Origin of the sequence: Providencia sp. 2023EL-00965, from assembly GCF_033550225.1 — a bacterium.
GTDB lineage: Bacteria > Pseudomonadota > Gammaproteobacteria > Enterobacterales > Enterobacteriaceae > Providencia > Providencia manganoxydans.
Window position 1 is genome coordinate 131,242 of the sequence record NZ_JAWUEH010000004.1, and the last position, 24,095, is coordinate 155,336.

The following is a 24,095-nucleotide window of genomic DNA, read 5'->3' on the forward strand; positions in this document are numbered from 1 at the left end:
TTTTAATGGATTTGCAATCTATATATGGATAGGCATTAATTTGCACATAAAAAAAGCAGGCCTTGAGCCTGCTTCCATAAAAATATAACTTAAGTATAATACTTACAGATTAATTACCATTCAAAATTTACAGCGGCATTATAGCTGACACCTTTAAAATCTTCAGTATTCGATGCTACACCTGTTTTGAATGCGATATTCTCATTCACACGGTAGCCAGAACCTAGTGCTAAAGCCGTATTTGATTCATACCCACCAAGAGCCATCGATACGTTAAATTTACCAACATTATAAGGTTGGAATAAACCAGATAATGCAGATTGTGATGCTAAACCTCTTTTCAATTCATTATTTAATGAATCAACACGACGATCTAAAGAGTTAACTCGTCCATCTAACTGGTTAAGTCTGCTATCAACTTGTTTATTAATCACTTTTTGCTGATTATTCACTGCAATCTGGTTATTATTAAAAACCGTTTGATCTTTATTAATGCCATCTTGCTTAGTATTAATCACAGCTTGGTCTTTATTAATGCCATCTTGCTTAGTGTTAATCACTGCTTGATCTTTATTAATGACATCTTGCTTAGTATTAATCACTGCTTGGTCATTATTAATCACATCCTGCTTATGATTAAGCATCGCTTGGTTCTGATTTGTAGCTGCTTGGCTCTGGTTGATATTAGATTGAGTTTGATTTACCAATGATTGGTTTTGATTAATGCTATTTTGTGCAGCTTTACTATTTTGTAGATCTGCATTCACTGAATCTACATTTTTGGCTAGCACATTTAAATTATTTGATGTTTTTGCCGCATCAGCATGAGAATTTTCAGAATAAATATTATTATTCCAACCAGCCCAGCTAACATCTGCAATTGCAGAATGACTTAACAATGCTACAGAAACAGCAGTAACAACTAAAGTAACCTTATTCATTTTTATATTCCACTATAAGTATGATTATTACTAATTTAGGCTGGCATCATACAAGATGGATTTATTTCAAAATATTTTTAAATACATCATATTCTTACAACTTATTTTACTCCTTTAAAATCAACGTTATTTTATAATATTCGATCAAAAAAGATATTTTCAAAATATAATTTCAGTAAAAAAATTATATTTATAAATAGAATTACAATGCTAAAATCGTTTTCTTCTGGCATAAAAAAAAGAATATTTGATTAATAGAATAACTGATTTGATGAGTCAATATAATCTAAAGTAAAATCACCACACAACACTTAGCTAACTTCATTCTCAGAACAAGAAATATATAAGATATTTGCAATTAATTTAGAATAAACAACTAACAATCAATTTAGATACATCAAAAAATATGATCATTAGTCATTTAATGTGTGAATGGGCACCTACTGATTTATCAAGTTAATAATTAGCTAGCTTTCAGATGAAAATTTTCAAGAAAAATAGTATTGCAATAAATACCCCAAAAAAAACAAATCCAAAAACAATCATCAATAAAAGATTTAAGCTTGTTACATTTTAGAGAATAAGCTGATATCTTAAGCATAAAAAAAGACCCTATATACTATCGGGTCTTCTCTTAGATATCTTCTGGACTAGCTTACGCTTAATTAATATTCCGAGTTTATTACGACTTCTTCACCAAATTGGCCTGCCTTAGGCAATGGTTGGTAAGATGAATTTGCTGCACGTAATATACGGATGCCACGGATATTCAATTCACGAGCCGCTGCAATATCAGCATCTGCATCACCATAATAAATTTTTAGTTTATGATCACGCATCCAACTTACTTTATTGTTTTGTCCCGGCTCATCACCTGCAAAAATAACTGGGTTCATTTTATCCGCAGGGATCCCCAGCCCTTCTTGAACATATTTGGTGACGGTTTCTGTTTTCGTTTTAGTACGCCCAGTAATAAAGTAAACGGTATCACCACGTTTTAAATGCATTTGGACTAAATCAATACCCACTTGTTTAGGCATACTGAATTTATCCCACTCATTATTCATTTTTTCCCAAAATTCAATATTTTTTAGATAGCTAAAATCATTTGGTGAATACTCTAGCTTACCACGGTAAAAACCTGGGCTAGAAAACAATACGGTGTCATCAATATCAAAACCCACTGCCATCGGAGCTTGACCTTCAAGACTATTTTTAATTTGCTCAATAGAAACCCAGTGAACGGGTTTCTGCTCAGCAAGTTGAGCTACTGTAACCCCAGAACTGACGACTTCTGGCATTAATACTTTTGCCTGTGATGTTGCGGTAAAGCTGAGCACCAAAGCAATGGCACTTAAAGTCAGTGTCGTTTTTTTCATGTGTGATCCTTAATTAATTGATTAACTAGTGAGCAATCCAAAAGCAAACTATAGAGACATCTCGCATCATTTTTTGTTATGCATCACAAGAAAATAAATAGTAATGTCTTTATTATCATAAAAATGAGACTAATATCTCATATTGATAGTCTATTTAGTCAGTCACTCATTAATTACAGTTAATATAAGAATAAAAAAACGGTGCTAATTTATGCTTAGCACCGTTTTAACTTTGCCTGAAAGAGTTAGCTGGTTACTCTTGCGCTGATGGCTGTTGCTGATTGATCACTTCTTGACCAAATCCTTTTAAACCAACAACATGTACATGCTCTCGATTCTCAAATACCTTACGAACCAATTTATAGGTGGTACCTTTCTCTGGGCTAATGTTTTCGGGCGCAGCAATAATCAATTGCATTTCTAAACGATCACACAGTTCAAATAAAGTAGCGATCGACTTCGCATCCAAACGCGCAGCTTCATCGAGGAACAATAAACGACAAGGTATGATATCTTTAGCACGCAAGCGACGTGATTCTTCTTCCCAACTTTGTACAACCATTACAAGTATTGACATACCTGTACCGATAGCTTCCCCTGTTGACAAGGCGCCACTTTCCGCTTTCAACCAACCATCGGAACCACGGTTTACCTCAACTTCAAGTTCAAGATAGTTACGATAGTCTAGTAATTCTTCACCGATAGTCTGCGGCAAACGTTGCCCCACATCGACTTGTGGGTTCAAACGTTGATACAGCTTAGCCATAGCTTCAGAGAAGGTTAAGCGTTGGCTAGTAAACAGATCTTGATGTAGTTCACTTTCTTCTGATAATACAGTTAACAGTAAAGAGTGGCTTTCACGAATATTAACATTGAGTCGTACCCCTTTTACTTGACCAAATGCTACCGCCTGTAAGCCTTGGTTCAACATGCGAATACGGTTTTGCTCACGTTGGATCGTTTTGCGAATAATATTCGCGACACTCTTCGAACTAATGGCCAGTTTTTGTTCACGAGCCGTCAACTCTTCCGTTAAACGTGCTAACTCAATTTCCATCTGCTCAATAGCATCAATTGGGTCATCAGTACGAATGATATCTTGACGGATACGTTCACGCAGATGTTGATAGACAGCAATAAAGAATTGAATTTTGCGCTCTGGACGTTTTGGATCTTCCGATAAACGCAGCACATCTCGTAAGTGTTCATTATCAGCAACCGCTAAACGCAAAGCACCTAATGCTTTATCCGACATGGAACGTAAACTATCACCATCGGTGTAAGCTAACTCACGACGATGTAAGCGACGTTCAACACCGTTGTCTTTCACCAAACGCATTACCGCACACCATCCCGCTTTCGCCGAAACAACTTGTTCGCGCAGCAAGTAATAGTCTTTTTCTAGCTTACGAATGCGTTTTTGCAGGTTATCCATTTCTGCTTCACACAAGGTAAGTTGTTTTTCCAATTGGTTGATGCGGCTACGATTTGCCATCACTGATTGATGCAACTCATCGCGACGAACGCGTGCTCTTTCTTGTGCCTCAGGATCTGCTTTAACACCAATATCCTGCATTTCGGCTTCGAGCTCTTTTAACATCTCTTGTTTAGTATCAAATGAACTGCGTAGAGATGCTAAAACTTGATTAAATTGCGCTGATTGCGATTGCTGCTGACGTAACTGTTCACGAGCGCGGCTTCGTTCACCTTCTGCTTGTTCCAAACGCTGACGTAATTTTTCATTGAGGTCAGCATTTTCATTAACCATCCCCGTTGAATCACTGTAACTGAAGTGAGCACGACGCTGAACCACTTCAACTAAAGCAAACGCCTGTTGCTTAGCCGTTTGTTGGGCATGTTTTGCCGTTTCATAATCTTGACGTAGCTGATCATGTTGCTCAGGATCGCTCAATAACACCGTCACAATTGGCTCTAATTTGGCCAGTGATTGACCATGTTTGTTAAGGAAATGCGCCGCTTCTTCAGCATCAGATAATTCATCGCGAATTTCATCAGCACGATCTGCCAACGTTTCATCCATTAATAAGCCAACTAATGGGATCAAACGATTAAGCGCAGATAAGCTTTCCTTACCTTGTGCATACTGTTGACGTTGTTGCTGAGTTTGCTCTTCAAACTGCGCCAAGCTACGTTCTAGTTCAGTACGCTTTTGATTGAGTGTGCGAATTTCCGCTTCAGGATCCGTTTCAAATGCCACTGAAATGTGTTGCCCGATAAAACGACTAAACGCTTGATGCGAACGTTGAATTTTTTGGACATCAAACGATAATGTCGCATAACGCTCGGCTAGGCTATCGCGTTCCAATGTCAATGAGTCAAGATGTGTTTCACGTGCAGCACGACCAAATAATGGCACTTCTGGATAGCGAGAAAAACGCCATTGTCTATCAGATGAACGAACTAAAACCGCATTTTCAAATTCTTCAGCATCAAAGACACTATCATCGAAAGACGATGGATCTCCTTCAATGAAATAGACATCTTCAGGACAATCTTGCAGTGTTTCTAATTGGTTACGTACAGCAGATAGATCTTGAACGACGATACCATTGCGCGCAGGTCCATAGAGTGCCGAGAAATACGGAGCATCGTCAATGGTGATGTCATCATAAATCTCAGACAATAAAACACCGCCTAGCCGTTCTGCTAATGCCAGCATTCGGCCATCCTCAGCGCCACTTGGTTGGCTGAGACGTTCGATCTGCTTTTCTAACTCACGTCGCTGAGCAGCGACTTCATCACGCTCAACCGTAATTTCCCTTTCTTGCTCAAGTAATTGCTGCATATGTTCGGTGACAGCGCTACTTGACTCAAAAGTTTCATTCGCTTGCTCATTCAGCTGGGTTAATGCCTCTTGTGCCATTAACCAAGCGGGGGCTTTAGAGGTGAGTACTTGAATGCGTTGACGAACTTGTTCAAGCTCTTGACGCATTTGCATGCGACGTTCGCCACTGTCGCTGACACCAACACTTAGCTCTTCTTGTTGAGCTTCAAGCTCTGCCATCAAGGCATCCAGCTCATCGGGTTCATAACTCTTATTGTGGCGCTTACAGAATTCACTTAACAAACGCTCTGCATTTTGCTGGCTATCTAAGCGTTGTTGTAGCTCTGAAAGCTGCATACGCAATGGCTGCACACGATCAGCTAAATGTTGTTGTGACGCCGAATCTCGTAGTAATGCCCTCGCTTGTTGATAAGCATCGCTACGGCTGACTTCACCAATCATATTTCTAACTAGTTGATAAGCCTGTTCAAATTGACTATGAGCGGCATCCGCAACACTCATTTTTTGCTCTAACGACAGCAAAGTTTCTGTCGCTTGCTGCTCACGTGCTTCGAAAGTTTCTAACCATTCATCAGCATTATCGATAGATAATTCAGGTAATTGGCATAGTTCACGTGCACGTGTCAACGCTTGTAAGGCTTGCTGATACTGGATTGCACGAGTTTGCTGCACATCCAGTGCTTGCTGGTAATCCGCCAGCTGGCTTTTTAGCTCATCAACTTCAATTTCCGCAGCTTCTGAGCGTGCTTCCAATTCTTCTTGACGTTCTGTCGCCTCGGCAACCACTTCCGATTGTTCTTCAAGGCGGTAGGTTAATTCTTCAATATCTGCCTGATAGCGATCGATTTTTTCTTGTTGACGAAGTGCTGTTTGCACCAAATTTAAATGGTCACTCGCAGCTTGGTAATCAGCTTCTAAGTCAGATGATGAACTATTTTGTTCATTCAATTCACGAGCAATTTCAACACTGCGAACTTGCTCTTGGCGTAGCTGTTTGCGGCTAGCAAATAGTTCGCTACGCGCAGCCATCGCAGAATCAAGATGAATGCGCCGCTCATTAGAATGACGCATATAATCAGCCGAAACATAATCAGTTGCTTGGCTAATTAAGTGTTTGAATAAGTCGCGATCCGACTGAGTGACACGGATAGCTTCTAATGTCAGTCGGTTTTCACGTAATGCTGCTTCCATGTCTTGGAAAGCTTTACGTACCCCACTGTTTTCAGGCAATAAGTAATCACGTAATGAACGTGTGATCGCACTCGAAATACCACCGTAAAGTGATGCCTCGATTAAACGGTAATATTTACTACGATCGCTTGCTGAACGTAAACGTTTTGGTAGCACCCCTAATTCAAACAATACTGAATGATAGTCAGTGATCGAATTGAATTGTTTAAAGTGGATCCCCTCTTGAGCTTCCATTCGTTCTTTTAAGTCATTAAGCGGAATAACTTTTGCTTGTCGACCTTCAAAAACTTCAGTCAGTATTTCTGTGGGGACAGTGGCAATTGGTACGCCTTGGATCATGAACGGTTTGATATCAACTTTTTTATCACGTCCTGCGACCTGTTGCAGCCTAACACCCACCATTACACGTTGATGTTTTGAGTTTAGTACATCCAAAATGGCATAACACACACCAGGACGTAACTTACCATGCAAACCTTTATCACGTGACCCTGATGTCGCTCCTGCTTCAGTGGTGTTACGAAAATGTAATAGCGTCAAGTCAGGGATCATGGCGGTAATAAATGCTGCCATGGTCGTTGATTTGCCCGCACCATTTCCCCCTGATAGGGTGGTGACTAATTCATCTAAGTCAAAAGTACGCGCAAAAAAACCATTCCAGTTAATCAGCGTCAGTGAGCGAAATTTACCGCGTTCAATCATACTTGTTCATCCTCATCACTCTCGGCCGCGTCTTGGTTATCGTCTGTTTCTTCATCGTCATTATCCTGTAAGGATAACCCCTCTTCGAGGGAAATGGCTTCACCATCACGGATCATGCGTAATTGAGCTTCTTGTACGTTATCACCACTTCGAACATCAGCGCCAAAACGGAATACAGATTCAGAAATCACAAATCTGTTAGTGTCATTTTGAATAAAGTGCACCATACCTAAACGGCGTAAACGGTTTAATGACGTTCTTAGTTTTTCTTGTAATTTTTGTTTATCTAAGTCAGAACCTGTTGAACGCTGGTTAACAAATTTTAATAACTTGCTTTCATCTGCTAACGATAACAGCTCTTCAAACAACTCTTGAGCCGTAAAGATACCTTGGTTAGTTAATCGTTCAGGGCTTAAATAGAGGTAGCAAAGAATTTTACCCACCATCATATCCAGCTCAGAAAGCACTGAACGCGGGATCAATGTGGTTGAACGAGGGCGTAAATAAAAGAAACCTTCTGGCGCTCGGATCAGCTCAACGTTATAACGCGCGTAGAATTGTTCCAATGGCTCTTGAAAATCCATTAAGAATGCGTGGTTATCAAGATCATCAATGCTAATGTGACGCCCTGAACGCAATTGGCTATCTAGCTCTGGAAATATCGGGTTGGCCAATGCCTGTACCAGTTTAACTGGCATAAATTGTTCAATATTTGTCGATGACATGTGCCTGCACCTTGGCTCCGTGATCATTAATTGCTTGCCACTCTGACGGTAACCCCGCCAAATCAGCCTCTGCGATACCTAATTTAACTGCCTGATCAATGATAATACGCGTAACATCAAAGTGACGTTTCTGTGGATACTGTTTCAAGTATTCTTCTACCACTCGCGCGACATCTAATGGCTGTTTTTGTTGTTTATAGAATGCCAATTCGGATTCCATCAACTCTGCAAGTCGATCATTAACCTCACTGAACTCTTCAAATTCAAGTTCAGGTGGTAGCTCTCCCATCACTTCTTCATCATTCAAGGTTAACTCTTCATCACGCATATCAAATAAACGTTCTGCATTGGCATACGTCAGTGCCCATGGGTGATCAAGATATTGTTGAACTGATTGGCGAAGGCGCTGAGAGAAAATCCGATTTTTGTCCATATCTATCGCTGTACGAATAAATTTATGCACGTGGCGATCGTAGCCAATCCATAAGTCGATAGATTGCTGTCCCCAGCTAATAATACGGTCTAGTTTGTTCTGTAAATCATAAACCAGTCGATCTACTCTATCGGAGAACTCAGGCGCATTCATATTCGCTTCTTGAATACGTAATAAATTGGCCTGTAGCTTATCGCCGGCAGCTTCTAATGTATCTTGTAGCTCCCGCAAGGTACCGGATGTTTCTGAAAGTAATTGCTCACAGTTGGCAATCGCAGCCTGCCAGTCCTGATTTAATAACGCTGCAATGTCTTCTTTCACACCATTTTGTTGTTCATCCATCACACGCTGAGTCAGATCGATGCTATCAAAAATTTCCGCGACAGAATATTTTAATGGTGCAAAAACAAAGCGGTGCCAATAAAACTCATCACCACCTTCTTCCGCAGCTTCTGCTGATCTTTGTAGCTCTCCCGCCACAATTGATAGCTGCATTGATAATCTTAACGTCGAAAACTCACGCTGACGAATATAATAGTCACTGATCCCAATGCCGAGCGATGTTAATCGGTAAATAGCATTGCCTTCCGCAATTTCACTCGTAAAGCGGTTAAATATTTTCTGGCGAACCATATCATTAATAGCGTTATTCGCTCTAACAGATAAAGACTCCGTCGTTTGCTCAAACCCTTTGCAAACTTCACGGAATGCATCAATCAGTTCCCCTTCACTCATTTCACCATTAACACGTTCACTGTTTAATACTGCAACCGCCAACAAAAAAGCTAAACGCTCCGCGGGCAATGAGATCGAAAAATCATTTTTTCGTGCCCAAGACACGAGTTCAGGGACGGTCTGGGAAAAATCACTCATAAATCGTCCTTTATTATTGGTTTTCGCGCCATGACATGAATATAACGCCCCATGCTAATATAGGGTTCCTGACGACAATATTGTTGTTCTAATTCAAGCAATGCAGGAAAGTCTTTTTGCTGTAACTGCCTACTTTGCAGGTAATCATGAAATACTCTCACTCCACTTTTACCAATAATATCCATTTTGCAATCTGATAACCATTCATCAACTTGCTGCGGCAATAGTGGATTTTGCGGCGATAATGATCGCTTACGGCGGCGTTGAATATGCGGCGTAGCAAGGTGAAAATTACCTAAAATAGCATTTCGCATCACTAGACCATTAGCATTATAGAACATGACAGAAAATACGCCTTGAGGCTTAATTATATCGACCAACCGTTCAATTGCATATTTTTGATCGCTAATCCATTCTAACACCGCATGGAAAAGGACTAAATCAACAGGTTGGTCAATATATTGCCCGATGTCCTGTACAGCGCAGTGAATAAAGCGCATATTTTCGCTAATCCCTTGGGCTTCGGCAAGTTCACTTGCACGTTCCAGCATTTCTTCAGATAAATCGCAAAGTATGACTTGGTGCCCTAATGCGGCAAGTTTGCGTGAAAAATGCCCTTCACCACCACCTGCATCCAATATGCGTAATGTTTGCCCATGAAATTGCTGGCTAATTAAGTGTGTGAGATCCTGCCAAACAACAGCTTCGCGGATTTTTCCTTTTGTCGTTCCATAGATGTTTTTTGCAAATTTATCAGCAATATCATCAAAATTGCGGTCTACCATGTATTGTCCGGTGATCCTAAAAATAGACTATTCTTTGTCGGTTAAATTCATGCTTACTCCCTAAAATCAGACTGTATCTATCTTGTCGCTTTGATAGCCAATCAAATAAGATCAAATTCAGAATACGATTTAAGGTAAATTCAGCTAAAATTAAGCTTAAGCTCTAAATAATGAGAGTTGCAGGTAAGCGTAGTCACTATACCTTAACTCAAAGCCCTGCAACTTGAAGTATGATGAGTATCAACATCATCCAAGGCGCTGAAGTCAACTAAACCTCAATGATAACAGATAATAGCCTTATTTTGGCATACCATAGCGTAAACTGAACAATAAATTGACGATAAATCTAAAAAAATAGGCCCACTTATGTTATTTCTTTTAAAAAAATACCTTGGTGCATTATTGATGCCACTCCCTCTTCTGCTCATTTTAGGGTTTATCGGCATCTTATTGTTATGGTTCACTCGCTGGCAAAAAGTGGGGAAAACCTGCGTGACATTCAGCTTCATTGTGATTGCGCTATTAGGACTTCAGCCAATCTCTGACCGTTTACTTAGCCCCGTTGAAGGACAGTTTGATAAACGCTATGAGTTGATTACGACCAATCCCCCCGAAAACATTCACTATATTGTCGTGCTTGGTGGTGGTTTCACTTATAACCCTGATTGGAGCCCAAGCTCTAATTTACTCAATAACAGCTTACCTCGTGTGACGGAAGGGATACGATTGTATTTAAAACATCCTGGTAGCAAACTGATTTTTACAGGAGGTAAAGCGAGTAGCACGATTAGCAGTGCTGAGGTAGCAGCTATGGTCGCTCAATCACTTGGTGTGCCGGCAGAAGATACTATCGCTTTAACTGAACCAAAAGATACTCAAGAAGAAGCGTTTGAAGTTGAAAAAATTATCGGTAAAGAACCTTTTTTACTCGTAACATCAGCCAACCACTTGCCTAGAGCAGTCACCATGTTTACAGCAAGAGGTATGGAACCAATACCTGCACCAGCCAACCAGCTCGCAATTAAAAGTTCGCTTAATCCATGGGAAAAATACATTCCCTCGGCATATTACTTCAGCCACAGTGAACGCGCTTGGTATGAATTGATCGGTTCTATTTGGTTTTACTTAAAACCAGATAACACTCAACCACTTGAAGCCCCTATATTAACCCCAGAAACTATCGAGGCTGAATAAATAAAAAAGTGTGGCTCAAAAACAGAGTCACACTTTTTTCAATCTTAGCGCTACACTACACTGTAACTTGAAGTACGATGAATATGTATTATTTAAATTGCTGTCTCACCACTTCAAGGTCTTCAGGTGTATCGACACCTGCACCCGGCGCTTTTTCAGCAACGGCCACATGAATTTTCTCTCCATACCACAGCACTCTCAGCTGCTCTAGCATCTCGATTTTTTCTAATGGACTCGCTTGCCAAGTAATATAGCGACGAATAAAACCTGCGCGGTAAGCATAAATTCCAATATGACGTAAGAAGTGATCACCAATTGTATTTTGGGTAGTAGCAAAACGATCTCTATCCCAAGGTATGGTTGCACGAGAAAAATATAAGGCATAACCCTCGTGATCGGTCACTACTTTTACTGCATTCGGATTGAATGCTTCATATGCATCATGAATAGGTACAGCAAGCGTCCCCATTTGAGCTTTACTACCTTGAAGATTATGAGCAACTTGGCTAATAATTTCAGGTGGAATTAATGGCTCATCCCCTTGTACGTTAACGATGATTTCATCATCAGCAAAACCATAAGTATCAATTACTTCCGCTAAACGCTCAGTACCCGATTGATGGTTAGGATTTGTCATACAAGCTTCACCACCCGCTTCAATAACCGCATTAGCGACATCAGGGTGATCTGTCGCAACAATTACCCGCGATGCCCCTGATTTAATCGCTTGTTCCATCACTCGAACGACCATGGGCTTCCCATGGATATCAGCCAGAGGTTTGCCAGGTAAACGCGTTGATGCATAACGAGCAGGAATAATAACAGTAAACATAATGATTACTGCCCTTCATCTAATGAGATTTGACGAGCCTCGGTTTCAAGTAGAACAGGAATGCCATCACGGATAGGATATGCAAGATGATCAAATTTGCAGATAAGTTCGAGGTTTTCTTTATTGTAACTCAACTTACCGTGACAGATAGGACAAGCAATGATTTCAAGTAAACGGTGATCCATGTTTTCTCCCAAATGGATTTAACTCACTTCGGGTCAGGATAACACAAGCCGATATCACCGTTAACTTTAATCTTTTTGGATCACATCTCCTGCATAGAATTGAGAGGATAGGTGCAGGAGAAGTATTACTGTTAACTATTTAATTAATAAGCAATAACGTCAGCAGCCGTTATACCATCAGAATTGCGAGTAACAGAAAACTCGACGTTTTGGCCTTCAGATAATGATTTGATTTTTTTATTTGCAATTGATTTTCGAGTAACAAAGATATCATCACCGCCATTCATTGGCGAAATAAACCCATAACCTTCATTTGCATCAAACCATTTAACACGACCCATATGTAATTGAAAATTCATATTAAAACTCCTTTTGTTCTAAGAACAATAATTCTATTTATTGTTGTACTAGTACTCTTATATTCGTTACCCCATGATAAATTGCCGATTTATTAAAACGTTTTAAGAGTAAGTAAACTTTTACCATTTTGATGTGTAATCACTTAATTACACACATTCATTAACGACCTTCCACACACTAGTGACTCTCTGTAACTTAACAGTATTTTTTGACACTTAGATGACAAAACTGATGAGTAAACGCAGAAATGTGAGGATTAACTTAATAAGTAGGTCGTGAACTTAACTCAGTAGATATATCACTTATTAATGAGTTACATCTATATACATAATAAGTGGATCTACATCACGTTGGCGATATTATTATCACAGTAAACGATTAGGGGCAAGTTTTTTTACTATTAACTATAATATTTTTTATTTCACTTAAAATCTGCTTTTCACCGATAGGATCAAAAGAAGCTGCGACAGGAAGGTACCACCAATTAGCTTGTGCAAAAGAGCGGCATTTGACCGCATCTTTTTCAGTCATCAATAGTGGTTCATTATTTGGGGTTAATATAGAAAGCTGCTGCTGCTGATAAGACTGATGATCTGCAAAAGCATATGTTTGAATTAGCGATAAACCTTTTTTCTCTAAAGAGGTAAAAAAACGCGGTGGATGGCCAATTCCTGCCATTGCAATCACTGTATTAAGAGAGCTAACAGGTCGCTGCTCACCTGTCAGTAAATTAATCACCATATCCCCAGCTAAAACCATGGCGGTTTCATTAAGTTGAGCGCTACCACCATTGACAATCACAGCATTAACACTTTTCAGACGGCCTGCTCGTTCACGCATTGGACCTGCGGGTATCCACCAACCATTACCAAAACGACGCTGGCCATCAATAACAACGATTTCATAATCGCGACCCAATGCATAATGCTGTAATCCATCATCAGTAATGATCACATCTAATGCGTGACTATCAAGCAATGCTTTTACTGCATCACTGCGTTTTGGTGCAACAGCAACAGGGGCTTTTGTTCGATGGTAAATTAAAACGGGTTCATCTCCCGCTTCTGCCGTCGTCGTCGACGACGATATAATTAACGGATAATGCTCAGCTTTTCCACCATAACCACGGGAAACAACACCAACTCGGTAACCTTGTTTCATTAATGATTCAACTAGCCAAATCACAACTGGGGTTTTTCCATTTCCCCCAGCAGTTAAATTACCGACAACAACGACTGGAACTGGCGCTTTCCATGAACGAAACAATCCAACTTTATAACCAATACGCCTAATAAGTGCTATCGCGCCATAAAGAAACGATAGCGGTAGAAGTAAAATATAAAGCCATGATTGGCCAGACCAAATTCGTTGTATCATTTGCTAAATTGAATTTTATGCAGCTGAGCATATGCGCCATCTTCAGCTATCAAGGACTTATGGCTGCCACGCTCAATAATATGGCCATCTTGCACAACCAAAATTTCATCCGCATTTTCAATTGTTGATAAACGGTGTGCAATCACTAAAGATGTCCTGTTTTTTTGTAACTCATCCAGTGCTGCTTGGATGGCTCGTTCAGATTCTGTATCTAACGCCGATGTTGCCTCATCTAGGATCAAGATTGGCGCATCACGCAATAGAGCACGAGCAATTGCAATACGCTGACGCTGCCCACCTGAAAGCATCACGCCATTTTCACCAATCACTGTGTCTAACCCTTTGTCGAGCTTAGCAATAAAGTCCATTGCGTAAGCCATTTCTGCTGCTTTTTCGACTTGCTCGCGGGTATAACGCCCATCGGTTGCATAAGCAATATTATTAGCGATAGTATCGTTAAATAAATAAACATGTTGTGAGACCAGCGCAACTTGGCTACGTAGTGACTCAAGCGTATATTCACGAATATCATGACCATCAATACGAATACTGCCTTTATCAATATCATAAAAGCGTGTAATCAGATTCGCGATTGTCGATTTTCCTGACCCCGAGCGCCCAACCAAAGCAACAGACTTACCTGCCGGTAACGTAAATGAAATATCATCCAATGCAGGGTGTTCTTTCGTTGCATATGTAAAAGTGACATTTTGAAATTCAATATCCCCTTTTACTTTAGCTAGCACTTTTGTTCCTTCATCTTTCTCTTGCTCAGAATCTAAAATAGCAAACAAAGTTTGGCATGCAGCCATACCACGTTGGAACTGGGAGTTAACGTTAGTCAAGGATTTCAATGGGCGCATCAATGCAAACATCGATGAAAACACAACCGCAATTGTTCCTGATGTTAAGTGCTCACGAATTTCAGGGAAACTTGCAGCATAAAGAACAAAAGCTAAAGCAAAAGAAGCTATGAGTTGCACTATTGGATCAGAAATTGCCGATGCAGTCACCATTTTCATCGATTGACTACGCATGTTGTTACTGACTTTATTAAAGCGCTCAGTTTCAACTTTTTGTCCACCAAAAATCAAAACCTCTTTGTGCCCTTTTAGCATTTGTTCTGCACTAGCCGTAACACTCCCCATTCCCGTTTGCATATTTTTACTGATCTTACGAAAACGTTTAGAAACGATACGGATAGTAATAGAGACGATTGGTGCTATCACAATTAAAATTAATGATAATTGCCAGCTATAGTAAAACATCATCGCAAATAAACCGACGATATAAGCACCTTCACGGATAATAGTAATTAATGCACCTGATGAAGATGACGCAACTTGCTCTGAATCATAAGTGATACGCGATAATAATGTCCCTGTCGATTGCTGATCAAAGTAACTCACCGGCATACCCATCATATGGCCAAATAACCGACGACGCATACTCATCACGACTTTACCAGATACCCATGAAACACAGTAGCTTGATACGAAACTGGATAAACCACGAACAATAACTAAGCCTAATACCGCAAGAGGTAACCATTTTAAGACGTCGTTATCTGCTTTATCAAACCCTTCATCGAGTAAAGGTTTTAATAAAGAAATCATAAACGCATCACCTGCTGCGTTGATAATTAAAGCAATTGCTGCAACTATTAAACCCGCTTTAAAAGGCGCAATCGTAGGCCATAGTCGGCGGAACGTTTGTCGTGTCGACAAGTCATTATCAATCATGTTTTTATTACCAAACTTAATGTAAGCGCACTATTCTACTCGGGAAATTGCGGATCACCAAACCAGAGATGATACCAGCGGGGATGTATTTCCTTTCGATAGCGTGTTAATTCAATAGTTTTCTTTCTAAACCAGATAGTTACTTGACCAGCCTCAGCTGTATTAATCCATTTTATATTATTGCTTTTGTACCGAAAATGTACTTTATCTGATGGAATTTTCCAAGGACTGTACCTCGCCGATGAGACTAACACCATGTTAGGTGAAGCCATTCTTATGAATAATGGCGTTGAAGAAGTATTACTACCATGATGTGGGGCAAATAAAATATCTGATCGTAACTGCTGCTGATAACTTGCTGATATTGCTTGTTCGCCTTGCTTTTCTAAATCTCCTGTAAGTAAAATTTTATGGTACCCATCACTTAGCATAATGACGCAAGAATCATCGTTATGTGATTTTTTAGACATCCGTTCTGGCCAAAGCACGGCAAAATTTAATTTTCCCCACTGCCAATGTTGACCTTTAATACAAGGCAAACTTGCAGCTCCACTAAAACTGCTACGTAGACTCAGCCAAGGGTACTGTTTTTTTAATGCACTCACACCTCCCGTATGATCAAGATGGTCATGACTGAGAATGACCCCAATAGGTATAATTTTTTTCGTTTCAAATAAGGAATTATCTGTCTTTGCGCATTACTTCCTTCAGGCCAGCGGTTCCCTGTATCATAGAGATATGCTAACCCCTTTTGTTCTATAACCACAGCTAGCCCGTGACCAACATCAAGTAACGTTAAGCTCCATTCATTCCCTGATATTTGCCGAGTTGTATTTTCTGTCCCTATGCATAATGCCGCCAAACAACCAAGTAACCCAATATAATACCGATATAGCCCAAGCGCGATAAATAAACCAATCAACCAACAAAATAGAAAAATGAATAATGGAGCGAACTGCATTTCAAACCAGTAATCACTTAAGTATGCTAATGGCTTTAATCCTACTTCTATAATCTCGTCAATAATATTAAAAATAATGTGTTGAACAAATGAAAATGGTAACAAAAATAATAAGAGGATCAGAGGGATCACCAACCATGATACTATTGGAACTAGCCATAAATTCGCAAAAAAACTCATCACATTGATCCCTTGAAATAACATGATTTGGATCGGTGCAAGTAAAAGTAACAAGCCCACTTGTAGATGAATGAAAGCAACTCCCCAGCGAATAGCTTTGGTATAATTTATATAAGATGATAATGGAAATAATCGAAGCCAATATAATATTGCGAAAACAGCAAAAAAAGATAACCAAAAACTATCCGATAATATCGCTAATGGGTCGGCTACAAGGATCAGCCCTATACTCCAAATCGCCCATTGCCACGGAAAATAAAAGCTATTTTGCTGTTTAATGTAAATCCATAAAACTAAAGCAATTAATGCCCGTACCGCTGGAATGGCGAACCCTGAAACCCAAGCATAAAAATATGCGCAAGCTACCCCCGCAACAATGGGCACGATATACTGACTAAAACATACGGGAAAGAAATAGGTGATAAACTTAACTAACCAATAGCCGAATAGATAAGATAAGCCGATATGTAAACCAGAAATCGCAATTAAGTGGCTTAGTCCTGTAGTTTGTAATAATAATGATAGTTCCGGTGATAACATGCCCCTTTCACCAAACATTAGCGCATAAGTGACCCCTGCGTTTTTTAATAAACTAATACTATCAATGTATGAATTAATGACTTTTTGCCTAACTGAACACTCTTCATCAATAACCCGCGACGTTGATACCTTTAATGTCCCAATAATACGTTGAGATATGGAATATCGCTGTTGGTCAAAACTGCCTTCATTTAAAGATGAATGCAATGGCTTTAATAAGCCATTTAATCGCCATGTTTGACCTGAACATAAATTATGCATCGGTTGATTGACTTGCCACATTGCATAGATTGGTGGAAACTGAGGAACATTATTAATCTTATTGATCCTAACCTTAAGCTTTTCCTTCTCTTTTTCATATGAAGGTACACTAATCACGGTAATATCTAATTGATGTTGTGTCTTTGATAGCGCATTCATTTTTTCAATCAAAAAATTGCTATGCCAAATAGCCCATAGCAATGCCATCATAATCAAAGCAATAAATTTAATATATCTATTAACTTTGATAAAAATTAAAAAGAGAAATAATATCAATAAAATTATCGTTGAATTACTTATTTTAGGAAGCTCATGAATAAATAAAATAGGCAATATCCCGATAAAAATAGCAATAGCAGCTTGCGTATAAGAAAGTTGCCCTCCCCACAGCCAATAAAATAATTTTTGGTTCATCATGGCCCCCTAAGCCGCAATGCCTATTTTAAGCATAACGAAATCGAGCCTTATTTTTGTCATCGCTATTTGCAGTGTTCGTACCTGCACGCAATAATTTATGCCTTGTTTTGCAATATTACATTCTTTTGGGTAACGCTTCGCAAATAGGGTGTTTATTGATAATCGATAGTGTATATCACTCGATATATACTCAAAATAATTGGAGTTGCAGGTAGGCGAAAAGTGAAGATAGTCGGGGGGAGTATAGATAAACGATGTAACTCGGCGAGCGTAGCGCAGTCCCTTATATCTTAACAAAAAACCGTACAACTTGAAGCATGGCGAGTATAAATACTAATAGATAAACAATCGTTTGGTTGGTTGGTTGGTTGGTTGGTTGGTTGGTTGGCTGATTGGTTGGTTGGCTGATTGGCTGATTGGCTGATTGGCTGATTGGCTGATTGGCTGATTGGCTGATTGGCTGATTGGCTGATTGGCTGATTGAGGCTAAAAGAAAAAACGGTGCTGTAAAATACAAGCACCGTTTTGAACTAATAATTAAGATTTATAGTCAATTATTGACCATAAATATTTACACGGTCACGTAATTCCTTACCTGGTTTAAAGTGAGGAACGTATTTACCTTCCAGCTCCACTTTGTCTCCAGTTTTTGGGTTACGCCCAACACGCGGAGCACGGTAGTGAAGAGAAAAACTGCCGAATCCGCGGACTTCTATACGTTCACCACCAGCCAGTGTGTCAGCCATATGCTCAAGGATTTCTTTAACAGCTTCCTCAACCGTTTTAGCTGACAAATGAGATTGCTGGCTAGCCAGTCTTTCAATTAACTCAGACTTGGTCATAGTACCTCCCTAAACTACCGCTACGAAGGGGTAACACCCGTTACCCCCACCTTAATTATTCGCCTTTAGCTGCTTTGAATGCTTCAGCCATTGCGTTGTTACCGAAGCTAGTATCTTCTTGTTTGTTCACAGTAGCGATAGCGTCTTTTTCATCAGCTTCGTCTTTTGCACGAACAGACAGGTTGATTACACGGTTTTTACGGTCAACACCAGTGTATTTAGCTTCAACATCATCACCAACGTTCAGAACCAGAGTTGCATCTTCAACGCGGTCGCGTGAAGCTTCTGATGCACGCAGGTAACCTTCAACGCCCAGAGTCAGCTCAACAGTTGCACCTTTAGCATCAACTGCGATAACTTTACCAGTTACGATTGCGCCTTTCTTAGTTGCAGCTAAGTAGTTGTTGAATGGATCTTCAGCCAACTGCTTAACACCTAGAGAAATACGCTCACGCTCTGCGTCGACTTGCAGAACAACAGCTGCGATTTCGTCACCTTTTTTGTATTCACGAACTGCTTCTTCGCCTGCAACGTTCCAGGAGATGTCAGACAGGTGAACAAGGCCATCGATACCGCCTTCCAGTCCGATGAAGATACCGAAGTCAGTGATTGACTTGATTTTACCTTCAACGCGGTCGCCTTTGTTGTGAGTTTCTGCAAATTGCTGCCATGGGTTAGATTTGCATTGTTTCAGGCCCAGTGAGATACGACGACGTTCTTCATCGATATCCAGAACCATAACTTCAACAACATCACCAACGTTAACAACTTTAGATGGGTGGATGTTCTTGTTAGTCCAATCCATTTCTGAAACGTGAACCAGACCTTCAACGCCTTCTTCGATTTCTACGAAGCAGCCGTAATCAGTCAGATTAGTAACGCGACCAGTCAGTTTAGTACCTTCTGGGTAACGTTTAGCGATTGCGACCCAAGGATCTTCGCCCAGTTGTTTCAGACCCAGAGAAACACGAGTGCGCTCACGGTCGAATTTCAGAACTTTAACTGTGATTTCATCACCAACATTGACGATTTCGCTTGGGTGTTTAACACGTTTCCAAGCCATATCAGTGATGTGCAGCAGGCCATCAACACCGCCGAGATCAACGAATGCACCGTAGTCAGTAAGGTTCTTAACGATACCTTTAACTTCCATGCCTTCTTGCAGATTTTCGAGCAGTTGATCACGTTCTGCGCTGCTTTCAGATTCAATTACAGCACGACGAGAAACAACAACGTTGTTGCGCTTCTGATCTAGCTTAATTACTTTGAACTCTAGCTCTTTGCCTTCCAAGTGAGTAGTGTCACGAACTGGACGAACATCTACCAATGAACCTGGTAAGAATGCACGAATACCGTTCAGTTCTACAGTGAAACCACCTTTAACTTTACCGTTAATAACACCAGTAACAGTTTCAGCTTCTTCGTAAGCTTTTTCAAGCATCAGCCATGCTTCATGGCGTTTCGCTTTCTCACGAGAAAGGATAGTTTCACCGAAACCATCTTCAACTGCATCCAGCGCTACATCGATTTCATCGCCAACTTGGATTTCAAGCTCACCCTGAGCATTTTTGAATTGTTCTACTGGGATTGCAGATTCAGATTTCAGACCTGCGTCAACCAGGACAACGTCTTTATCGATGGCAACAACAGTACCACGGACGATAGAACCAGGACGAGTTTCAATATTCTGCAGGGATTCTTCAAAGAGTTGAGCAAAAGATTCTGTCATATTAATGATCTTCAAGAGTTTTTAATTAACGTCCACTCAGCATCCGGCCAAATGGGGTTGTTTCACATACCCCACAACTTTCCATGTCGTAAGGTTGCTACTATGCCGAATATAGAAAATCGGTATAGTATTAAGTGCGTATACTATCTACATTATAAGCTAAAATACAGCCAATTATTAAGATAATTGTAGAATTTTTTTCGCATAGGCTTGTGCTTTTTCAATGACTTCCTCAATAGACATACTTGTGGAATCCAGTATTAAAGCATCCTTTGCGGCAATTAACGGCGCAACCGTACGGTTACGATCACGATAATCGCGTTCTTGTATTTCGGTTAAAAGTCGCTCAAAGTTAACATCAAACCCCTTTTCCTGCAACTGCTTCATACGTCGATGAGCACGCTCCTCCGCGGAGGCATCAAGGAAAATTTTCACTGGGGCGTCAGGGAAAACTACCGTTCCCATGTCACGACCATCCGCAATCAAACCTGGCATAGCTCTAAAAGCACGCTGACGACGCAGTAAAGCCTCTCTTACACGAGGAAAAGCTGCGATTTGTGACGCTGTTTTCCCCACATCTTCGGTGCGAATTTGATTTGAAACATCTTCGCCTTCCAAAATGACTTTTAACTGATTATCTTCCGGTACAAAACGAACATCTAAATTTGCCGCAAGAGGCACCAATGCATCTTCTGATTGAATATCCACATGATGATGCAATGCCGCTAAAGCAAGTACACGATAAATCGCACCAGAATCTAAAAGTTGCCATCCAAATTCGTTTGCCAACGCTTGGCATAACGTACCTTTACCAGCTCCGCTAGGTCCATCAACGGTTATTACAGGGGCGATCGCCACCATAAAAGGTCTCCTTTTCTGCAAGTCAATCTTTCACCTGCAATTAAAATCAGTGGCGACATTATACCTACTCATCAGTTTTGTGAAATAAGCAGGTTCTGATGAATGAGATAAAAATTGTCATTTACTCGTGCGATTAAGAGATAAGAGAAGAAACTGACTGGAATAAAGAATTTTTATTTCAGTCAGTCAAATGATTAAAATTTACTCAAACGCGCTAATTGTTGAAAATAATCAGGGAATGTTTTCGCTGTACAGCCTGGGTCTAAGATAGTCACCGGGGTATCGGATAGTGCGACCAATGAAAAACACATAGCAATTCGATGATCATTATAGGTTTCAATCTCTGCATGCTGAAGTTTTGTGGGAGGAACAATACGGATAAAATCATGCCCTTCTTCAACTTCAGCCCCAACTTTACGCAACTCTGTCGCCATCGCGTATAGACGATCTGTTTCTTTCACCCGCCAATTATAAATATTGCGGATCACCGTTTCGCCTTTGGCAAACAGAGCGACCGTGCCTATCGTCATTGCAGCATCAGGGATTGCATTCATATCCATATCAATCCCAGTTAAAGTCCCTCGTTCACATTCAACAAAGTCATCACCCCAACGAATGGTTGCTCCCATCTTTTCTAAGACATTGGCAAATTTTGTATCACCTTGAAGGCTATTTCTACCGATACCCGTTACTCGAACAGTACCGCCTTTGATTGCTGCCGCGGCCAGAAAATAAGAAGCGGATGATGCGTCACCTTCAACTAAATATTCAGCTGGTGATTGATATTGTTGTTTCCCTTTAATAGTAAACTTTTGATATTGGTGATTTTCAACATTCACACCAAAGGTTGCCATTAAGGCTAAAGTAATATCAATATAAGGCTTCGAAACTAAATCACCTGCAATAGTAATTAGCGTATCTTTTTCAGCTAATGGCGCTGCCATTAAAAGCGCGGTTAAAAACTGACTAGAAACTGAACCATCAACTGAAATTGTGCCACCTGAAAAGCCCCCACGTAAACGAATTGGTGGGTAATTTTCCTGTTCTAAATACTCAATAACAGCGCCACCTTCACGTAATGCATCAACCAAATGCCCTATTGGGCGCTCTTTCATGCGTGGCTCGCCAGTCAGTACAATGTTATTTTCTGCTAGTGACAACGCCGCTGTCAGGGGACGCATTGCTGTCCCTGCATTGCCTAAAAAAATTTCCAGCTCATTCGGGTAACTTAAACGCCCACCAATACCTTCCACAAGGCAACGTGTTTTATCTTCAGAGAGTTGGTATTTTACACCTAACGCGCTTAATGCATTCAGCATATGGCGAATATCATCACTGTCTAATAAGTTAGTCAGCACCGTTGTGCCATTTGCCATTGCAGCTAATAAAAGAGCTCGGTTCGATACACTTTTTGACCCTGGCAGGTTGATCGTTCCGTTAATTGAAGAGATAGGTTGTAATGTCAGGGATTGCATAACGAGCAGATTCTCCAGTACTTTTTGCTAAATTAATTATTATCGTTTTCAATATCAAAATAGAGTCCCCACCCCAATATGCTTAATTATATTGGAGTGGGAAGATAATTACGCGTGGCGACGTTCGAAATCAGCCATAAAATCAACTAAAGCCTGAACACCAGCTAATGGCATTGCGTTGTAAATAGAAGCACGCATTCCACCGGATACACGGTGACCTTTCAGTGATAATAATCCTTGAGCTTTAGCCTTTGTCAGGAATTGCTCATCCAAAGCTGGATTTTGCATTTGGAATGGGACGTTCATCCAAGAGCGATTTTCAACGGCAACACGGTTAATATAGAACTCGCTATCATCAATTGCGTTGTACAATAGCTGAGATTTTTCATAGTTACGTTTTGCCATTTCTTGCAAGCCGCCTTGTTCTTTCAACCACTTGAAAACCATGCCTGATAAGTACCAAGCAAATGTTGGTGGTGTGTTGAACATAGAATCATATTTGGCAAGAACGGTGTAATCAAATACGGATGGGGTTTGAGTTGAGGCTTTACCTAGTAAATCTTCACGAATGATCACAATCGTTAAACCCGCAGGGCCGATATTCTTTTGAGCTCCCGCATAAACAACACCATAACGGCTAATATCGATAGGTTTAGATAAAATAGCCGATGAGTAGTCTGCAATAACAATTTTATCTTTCGGGAAGTCAGGTTCTTCGTGTATTGCTAAGCCGTCAATGGTTTCATTTGGGCAATAATGAATATAAGCAGCATCATCACTTAACTGCCACTCACTCATTGGCTTTATACCAACAACCCCGTCTTTTTCTTGTTTAACTTGAATGATGTTCGGAGTACAGTATTTTTGCGCTTCTTCTGCTGCTGATTCCGCCCAATAACCACCTACAATGTAGTCAGCTGTTGTTTTACTACCCAAGAGGTTCATAGGCATCGCCGCAAAGTGACCGCGAGCACCACCATGACAAAATAATACTTTATAATTTTGGGGAATATTTAGCAGATCACGTAAGTTTTGTTCTGCTTCTTCGGCAACAGCAATGAAGTCTTTTCCGCGATGACTCACTTCCATGACAGAAACACCAAGGCCTTTCCAATTACAAAACTCTTGTTCCGCGCGACGCATGACTTCTACGGGTAACATTGCAGGACCCGCACTGAAATTATAAACCTGACTCATTGACCTCACCCTATCTTTAATTTCAATAAACGTTTATTAAATTAGCTCAGTACTATGGTTGTACCATCCCCCGCCGCGCGCTGCAACGGTTATTGTCGAGAAGAATC

The 24,095-nt window shown here is 40.3% G+C and carries 20 protein-coding genes; 1 reads left to right on the plus strand and 19 read right to left on the minus strand.

The window, feature by feature from the left end; translation table 11 throughout:
* Positions 1–113: 113 nt before the first annotated feature.
* From SC428_RS07300 to cmoM, 6 genes are all read right to left on the minus strand, one after another.
* Positions 114–941, minus strand: a complete 828-nt coding sequence (locus SC428_RS07300; RefSeq protein WP_070924881.1) for a YadA C-terminal domain-containing protein — start codon at positions 939–941, stop codon at positions 114–116.
* Positions 942–1,606: 665 nt separating this feature from the next.
* Positions 1,607–2,320, minus strand: a complete 714-nt coding sequence (aphA, locus tag SC428_RS07305; protein ID WP_070924882.1) for an acid phosphatase AphA — start codon at positions 2,318–2,320, stop codon at positions 1,607–1,609.
* A 253-nt stretch (positions 2,321–2,573) separates the two neighbouring features.
* Complete coding sequence (gene mukB, locus SC428_RS07310) at positions 2,574–7,019, minus strand: chromosome partition protein MukB (RefSeq protein WP_318706637.1); 4,446 nt, start codon at positions 7,017–7,019, stop codon at positions 2,574–2,576.
* Positions 7,016–7,744 (minus strand): chromosome partition protein MukE, encoded by a 729-nt coding sequence (mukE, locus tag SC428_RS07315; protein WP_070924884.1) that lies wholly within the window; start codon positions 7,742–7,744, stop codon positions 7,016–7,018. The genes mukB and mukE overlap by 4 nt, the downstream gene beginning before the upstream one ends.
* Positions 7,725–9,050: a chromosome partition protein MukF gene (gene mukF / locus SC428_RS07320; RefSeq protein WP_070924885.1), complete on the minus strand. Its 1,326-nt coding sequence runs from the start codon at positions 9,048–9,050 to the stop codon at positions 7,725–7,727. The genes mukE and mukF overlap by 20 nt, the downstream gene beginning before the upstream one ends.
* Positions 9,047–9,835, minus strand: coding sequence for a tRNA uridine 5-oxyacetic acid(34) methyltransferase CmoM (gene cmoM / locus SC428_RS07325; protein ID WP_070924886.1), 789 nt, complete (start codon positions 9,833–9,835; stop codon positions 9,047–9,049). The genes mukF and cmoM overlap by 4 nt, the downstream gene beginning before the upstream one ends.
* 366 nt (positions 9,836–10,201) lie before the next feature.
* Between cmoM and elyC the strand changes: the two genes are divergently transcribed.
* Positions 10,202–11,029 carry an envelope biogenesis factor ElyC gene (gene elyC / locus SC428_RS07330; RefSeq protein WP_070924887.1) on the plus strand — a complete coding sequence of 276 codons (828 nt, stop codon included), beginning with the start codon at positions 10,202–10,204 and terminating at the stop codon, positions 11,027–11,029.
* Between the two features lie 88 nt (positions 11,030–11,117).
* Here elyC and kdsB read toward each other — a convergent pair whose 3' ends face one another.
* The 13 genes from kdsB to serC form a co-directional block, all read right to left on the minus strand.
* The gene (kdsB, locus tag SC428_RS07335) at positions 11,118–11,861 is read right to left on the minus strand and encodes a 3-deoxy-manno-octulosonate cytidylyltransferase (RefSeq protein ID WP_140180719.1); all 744 of its coding nucleotides are present in this window, start codon (positions 11,859–11,861) and stop codon (positions 11,118–11,120) included.
* Positions 11,862–11,866: 5 nt separating this feature from the next.
* Positions 11,867–12,046, minus strand: coding sequence for a Trm112 family protein (locus SC428_RS07340; protein ID WP_070924889.1), 180 nt, complete (start codon positions 12,044–12,046; stop codon positions 11,867–11,869).
* A gap of 143 nt (positions 12,047–12,189) precedes the next feature.
* Positions 12,190–12,405, minus strand: a complete 216-nt coding sequence (locus SC428_RS07345; RefSeq protein ID WP_070924890.1) for a cold-shock protein — start codon at positions 12,403–12,405, stop codon at positions 12,190–12,192.
* Positions 12,406–12,784: 379 nt separating this feature from the next.
* Positions 12,785–13,783: a tetraacyldisaccharide 4'-kinase gene (gene lpxK / locus SC428_RS07350; protein ID WP_140186225.1), complete on the minus strand. Its 999-nt coding sequence runs from the start codon at positions 13,781–13,783 to the stop codon at positions 12,785–12,787.
* Positions 13,780–15,525 (minus strand): lipid A ABC transporter ATP-binding protein/permease MsbA, encoded by a 1,746-nt coding sequence (gene msbA, locus SC428_RS07355; protein WP_070924892.1) that lies wholly within the window; start codon positions 15,523–15,525, stop codon positions 13,780–13,782. The genes lpxK and msbA overlap by 4 nt, the downstream gene beginning before the upstream one ends.
* Positions 15,526–15,560: 35 nt before the next feature.
* The gene (locus SC428_RS07360) at positions 15,561–16,130 is read right to left on the minus strand and encodes an MBL fold metallo-hydrolase (protein WP_318706647.1); all 570 of its coding nucleotides are present in this window, start codon (positions 16,128–16,130) and stop codon (positions 15,561–15,563) included.
* Positions 16,127–17,881, minus strand: a complete 1,755-nt coding sequence (locus SC428_RS07365; RefSeq protein WP_318706649.1) for a DNA internalization-related competence protein ComEC/Rec2 — start codon at positions 17,879–17,881, stop codon at positions 16,127–16,129. The genes SC428_RS07360 and SC428_RS07365 overlap by 4 nt, the downstream gene beginning before the upstream one ends.
* A 293-nt stretch (positions 17,882–18,174) precedes the next feature.
* Positions 18,175–18,405, minus strand: coding sequence for a hypothetical protein (locus SC428_RS07370; RefSeq protein ID WP_318706651.1), 231 nt, complete (start codon positions 18,403–18,405; stop codon positions 18,175–18,177).
* A 33-nt stretch (positions 18,406–18,438) separates the two neighbouring features.
* Entirely contained in the window at positions 18,439–18,726 is a 288-nt protein-coding gene (ihfB, locus tag SC428_RS07375; protein WP_042846474.1) for an integration host factor subunit beta, read from the minus strand.
* A 55-nt stretch (positions 18,727–18,781) separates the two neighbouring features.
* Positions 18,782–20,455: a 30S ribosomal protein S1 gene (gene rpsA / locus SC428_RS07380; RefSeq protein WP_070924893.1), complete on the minus strand. Its 1,674-nt coding sequence runs from the start codon at positions 20,453–20,455 to the stop codon at positions 18,782–18,784.
* Between the two features lie 177 nt (positions 20,456–20,632).
* Positions 20,633–21,316, minus strand: coding sequence for a (d)CMP kinase (gene cmk / locus SC428_RS07385; RefSeq protein ID WP_070924894.1), 684 nt, complete (start codon positions 21,314–21,316; stop codon positions 20,633–20,635).
* 194 nt (positions 21,317–21,510) lie between these two features.
* Positions 21,511–22,791 (minus strand): 3-phosphoshikimate 1-carboxyvinyltransferase, encoded by a 1,281-nt coding sequence (gene aroA / locus SC428_RS07390; protein WP_318706660.1) that lies wholly within the window; start codon positions 22,789–22,791, stop codon positions 21,511–21,513.
* Between the two features lie 108 nt (positions 22,792–22,899).
* A complete protein-coding gene (serC, locus tag SC428_RS07395) occupies positions 22,900–23,988 on the minus strand; it encodes a 3-phosphoserine/phosphohydroxythreonine transaminase (protein WP_318706662.1) in 1,089 nt (362 codons plus the stop codon).
* Positions 23,989–24,095: the final 107 nt, after the last annotated feature.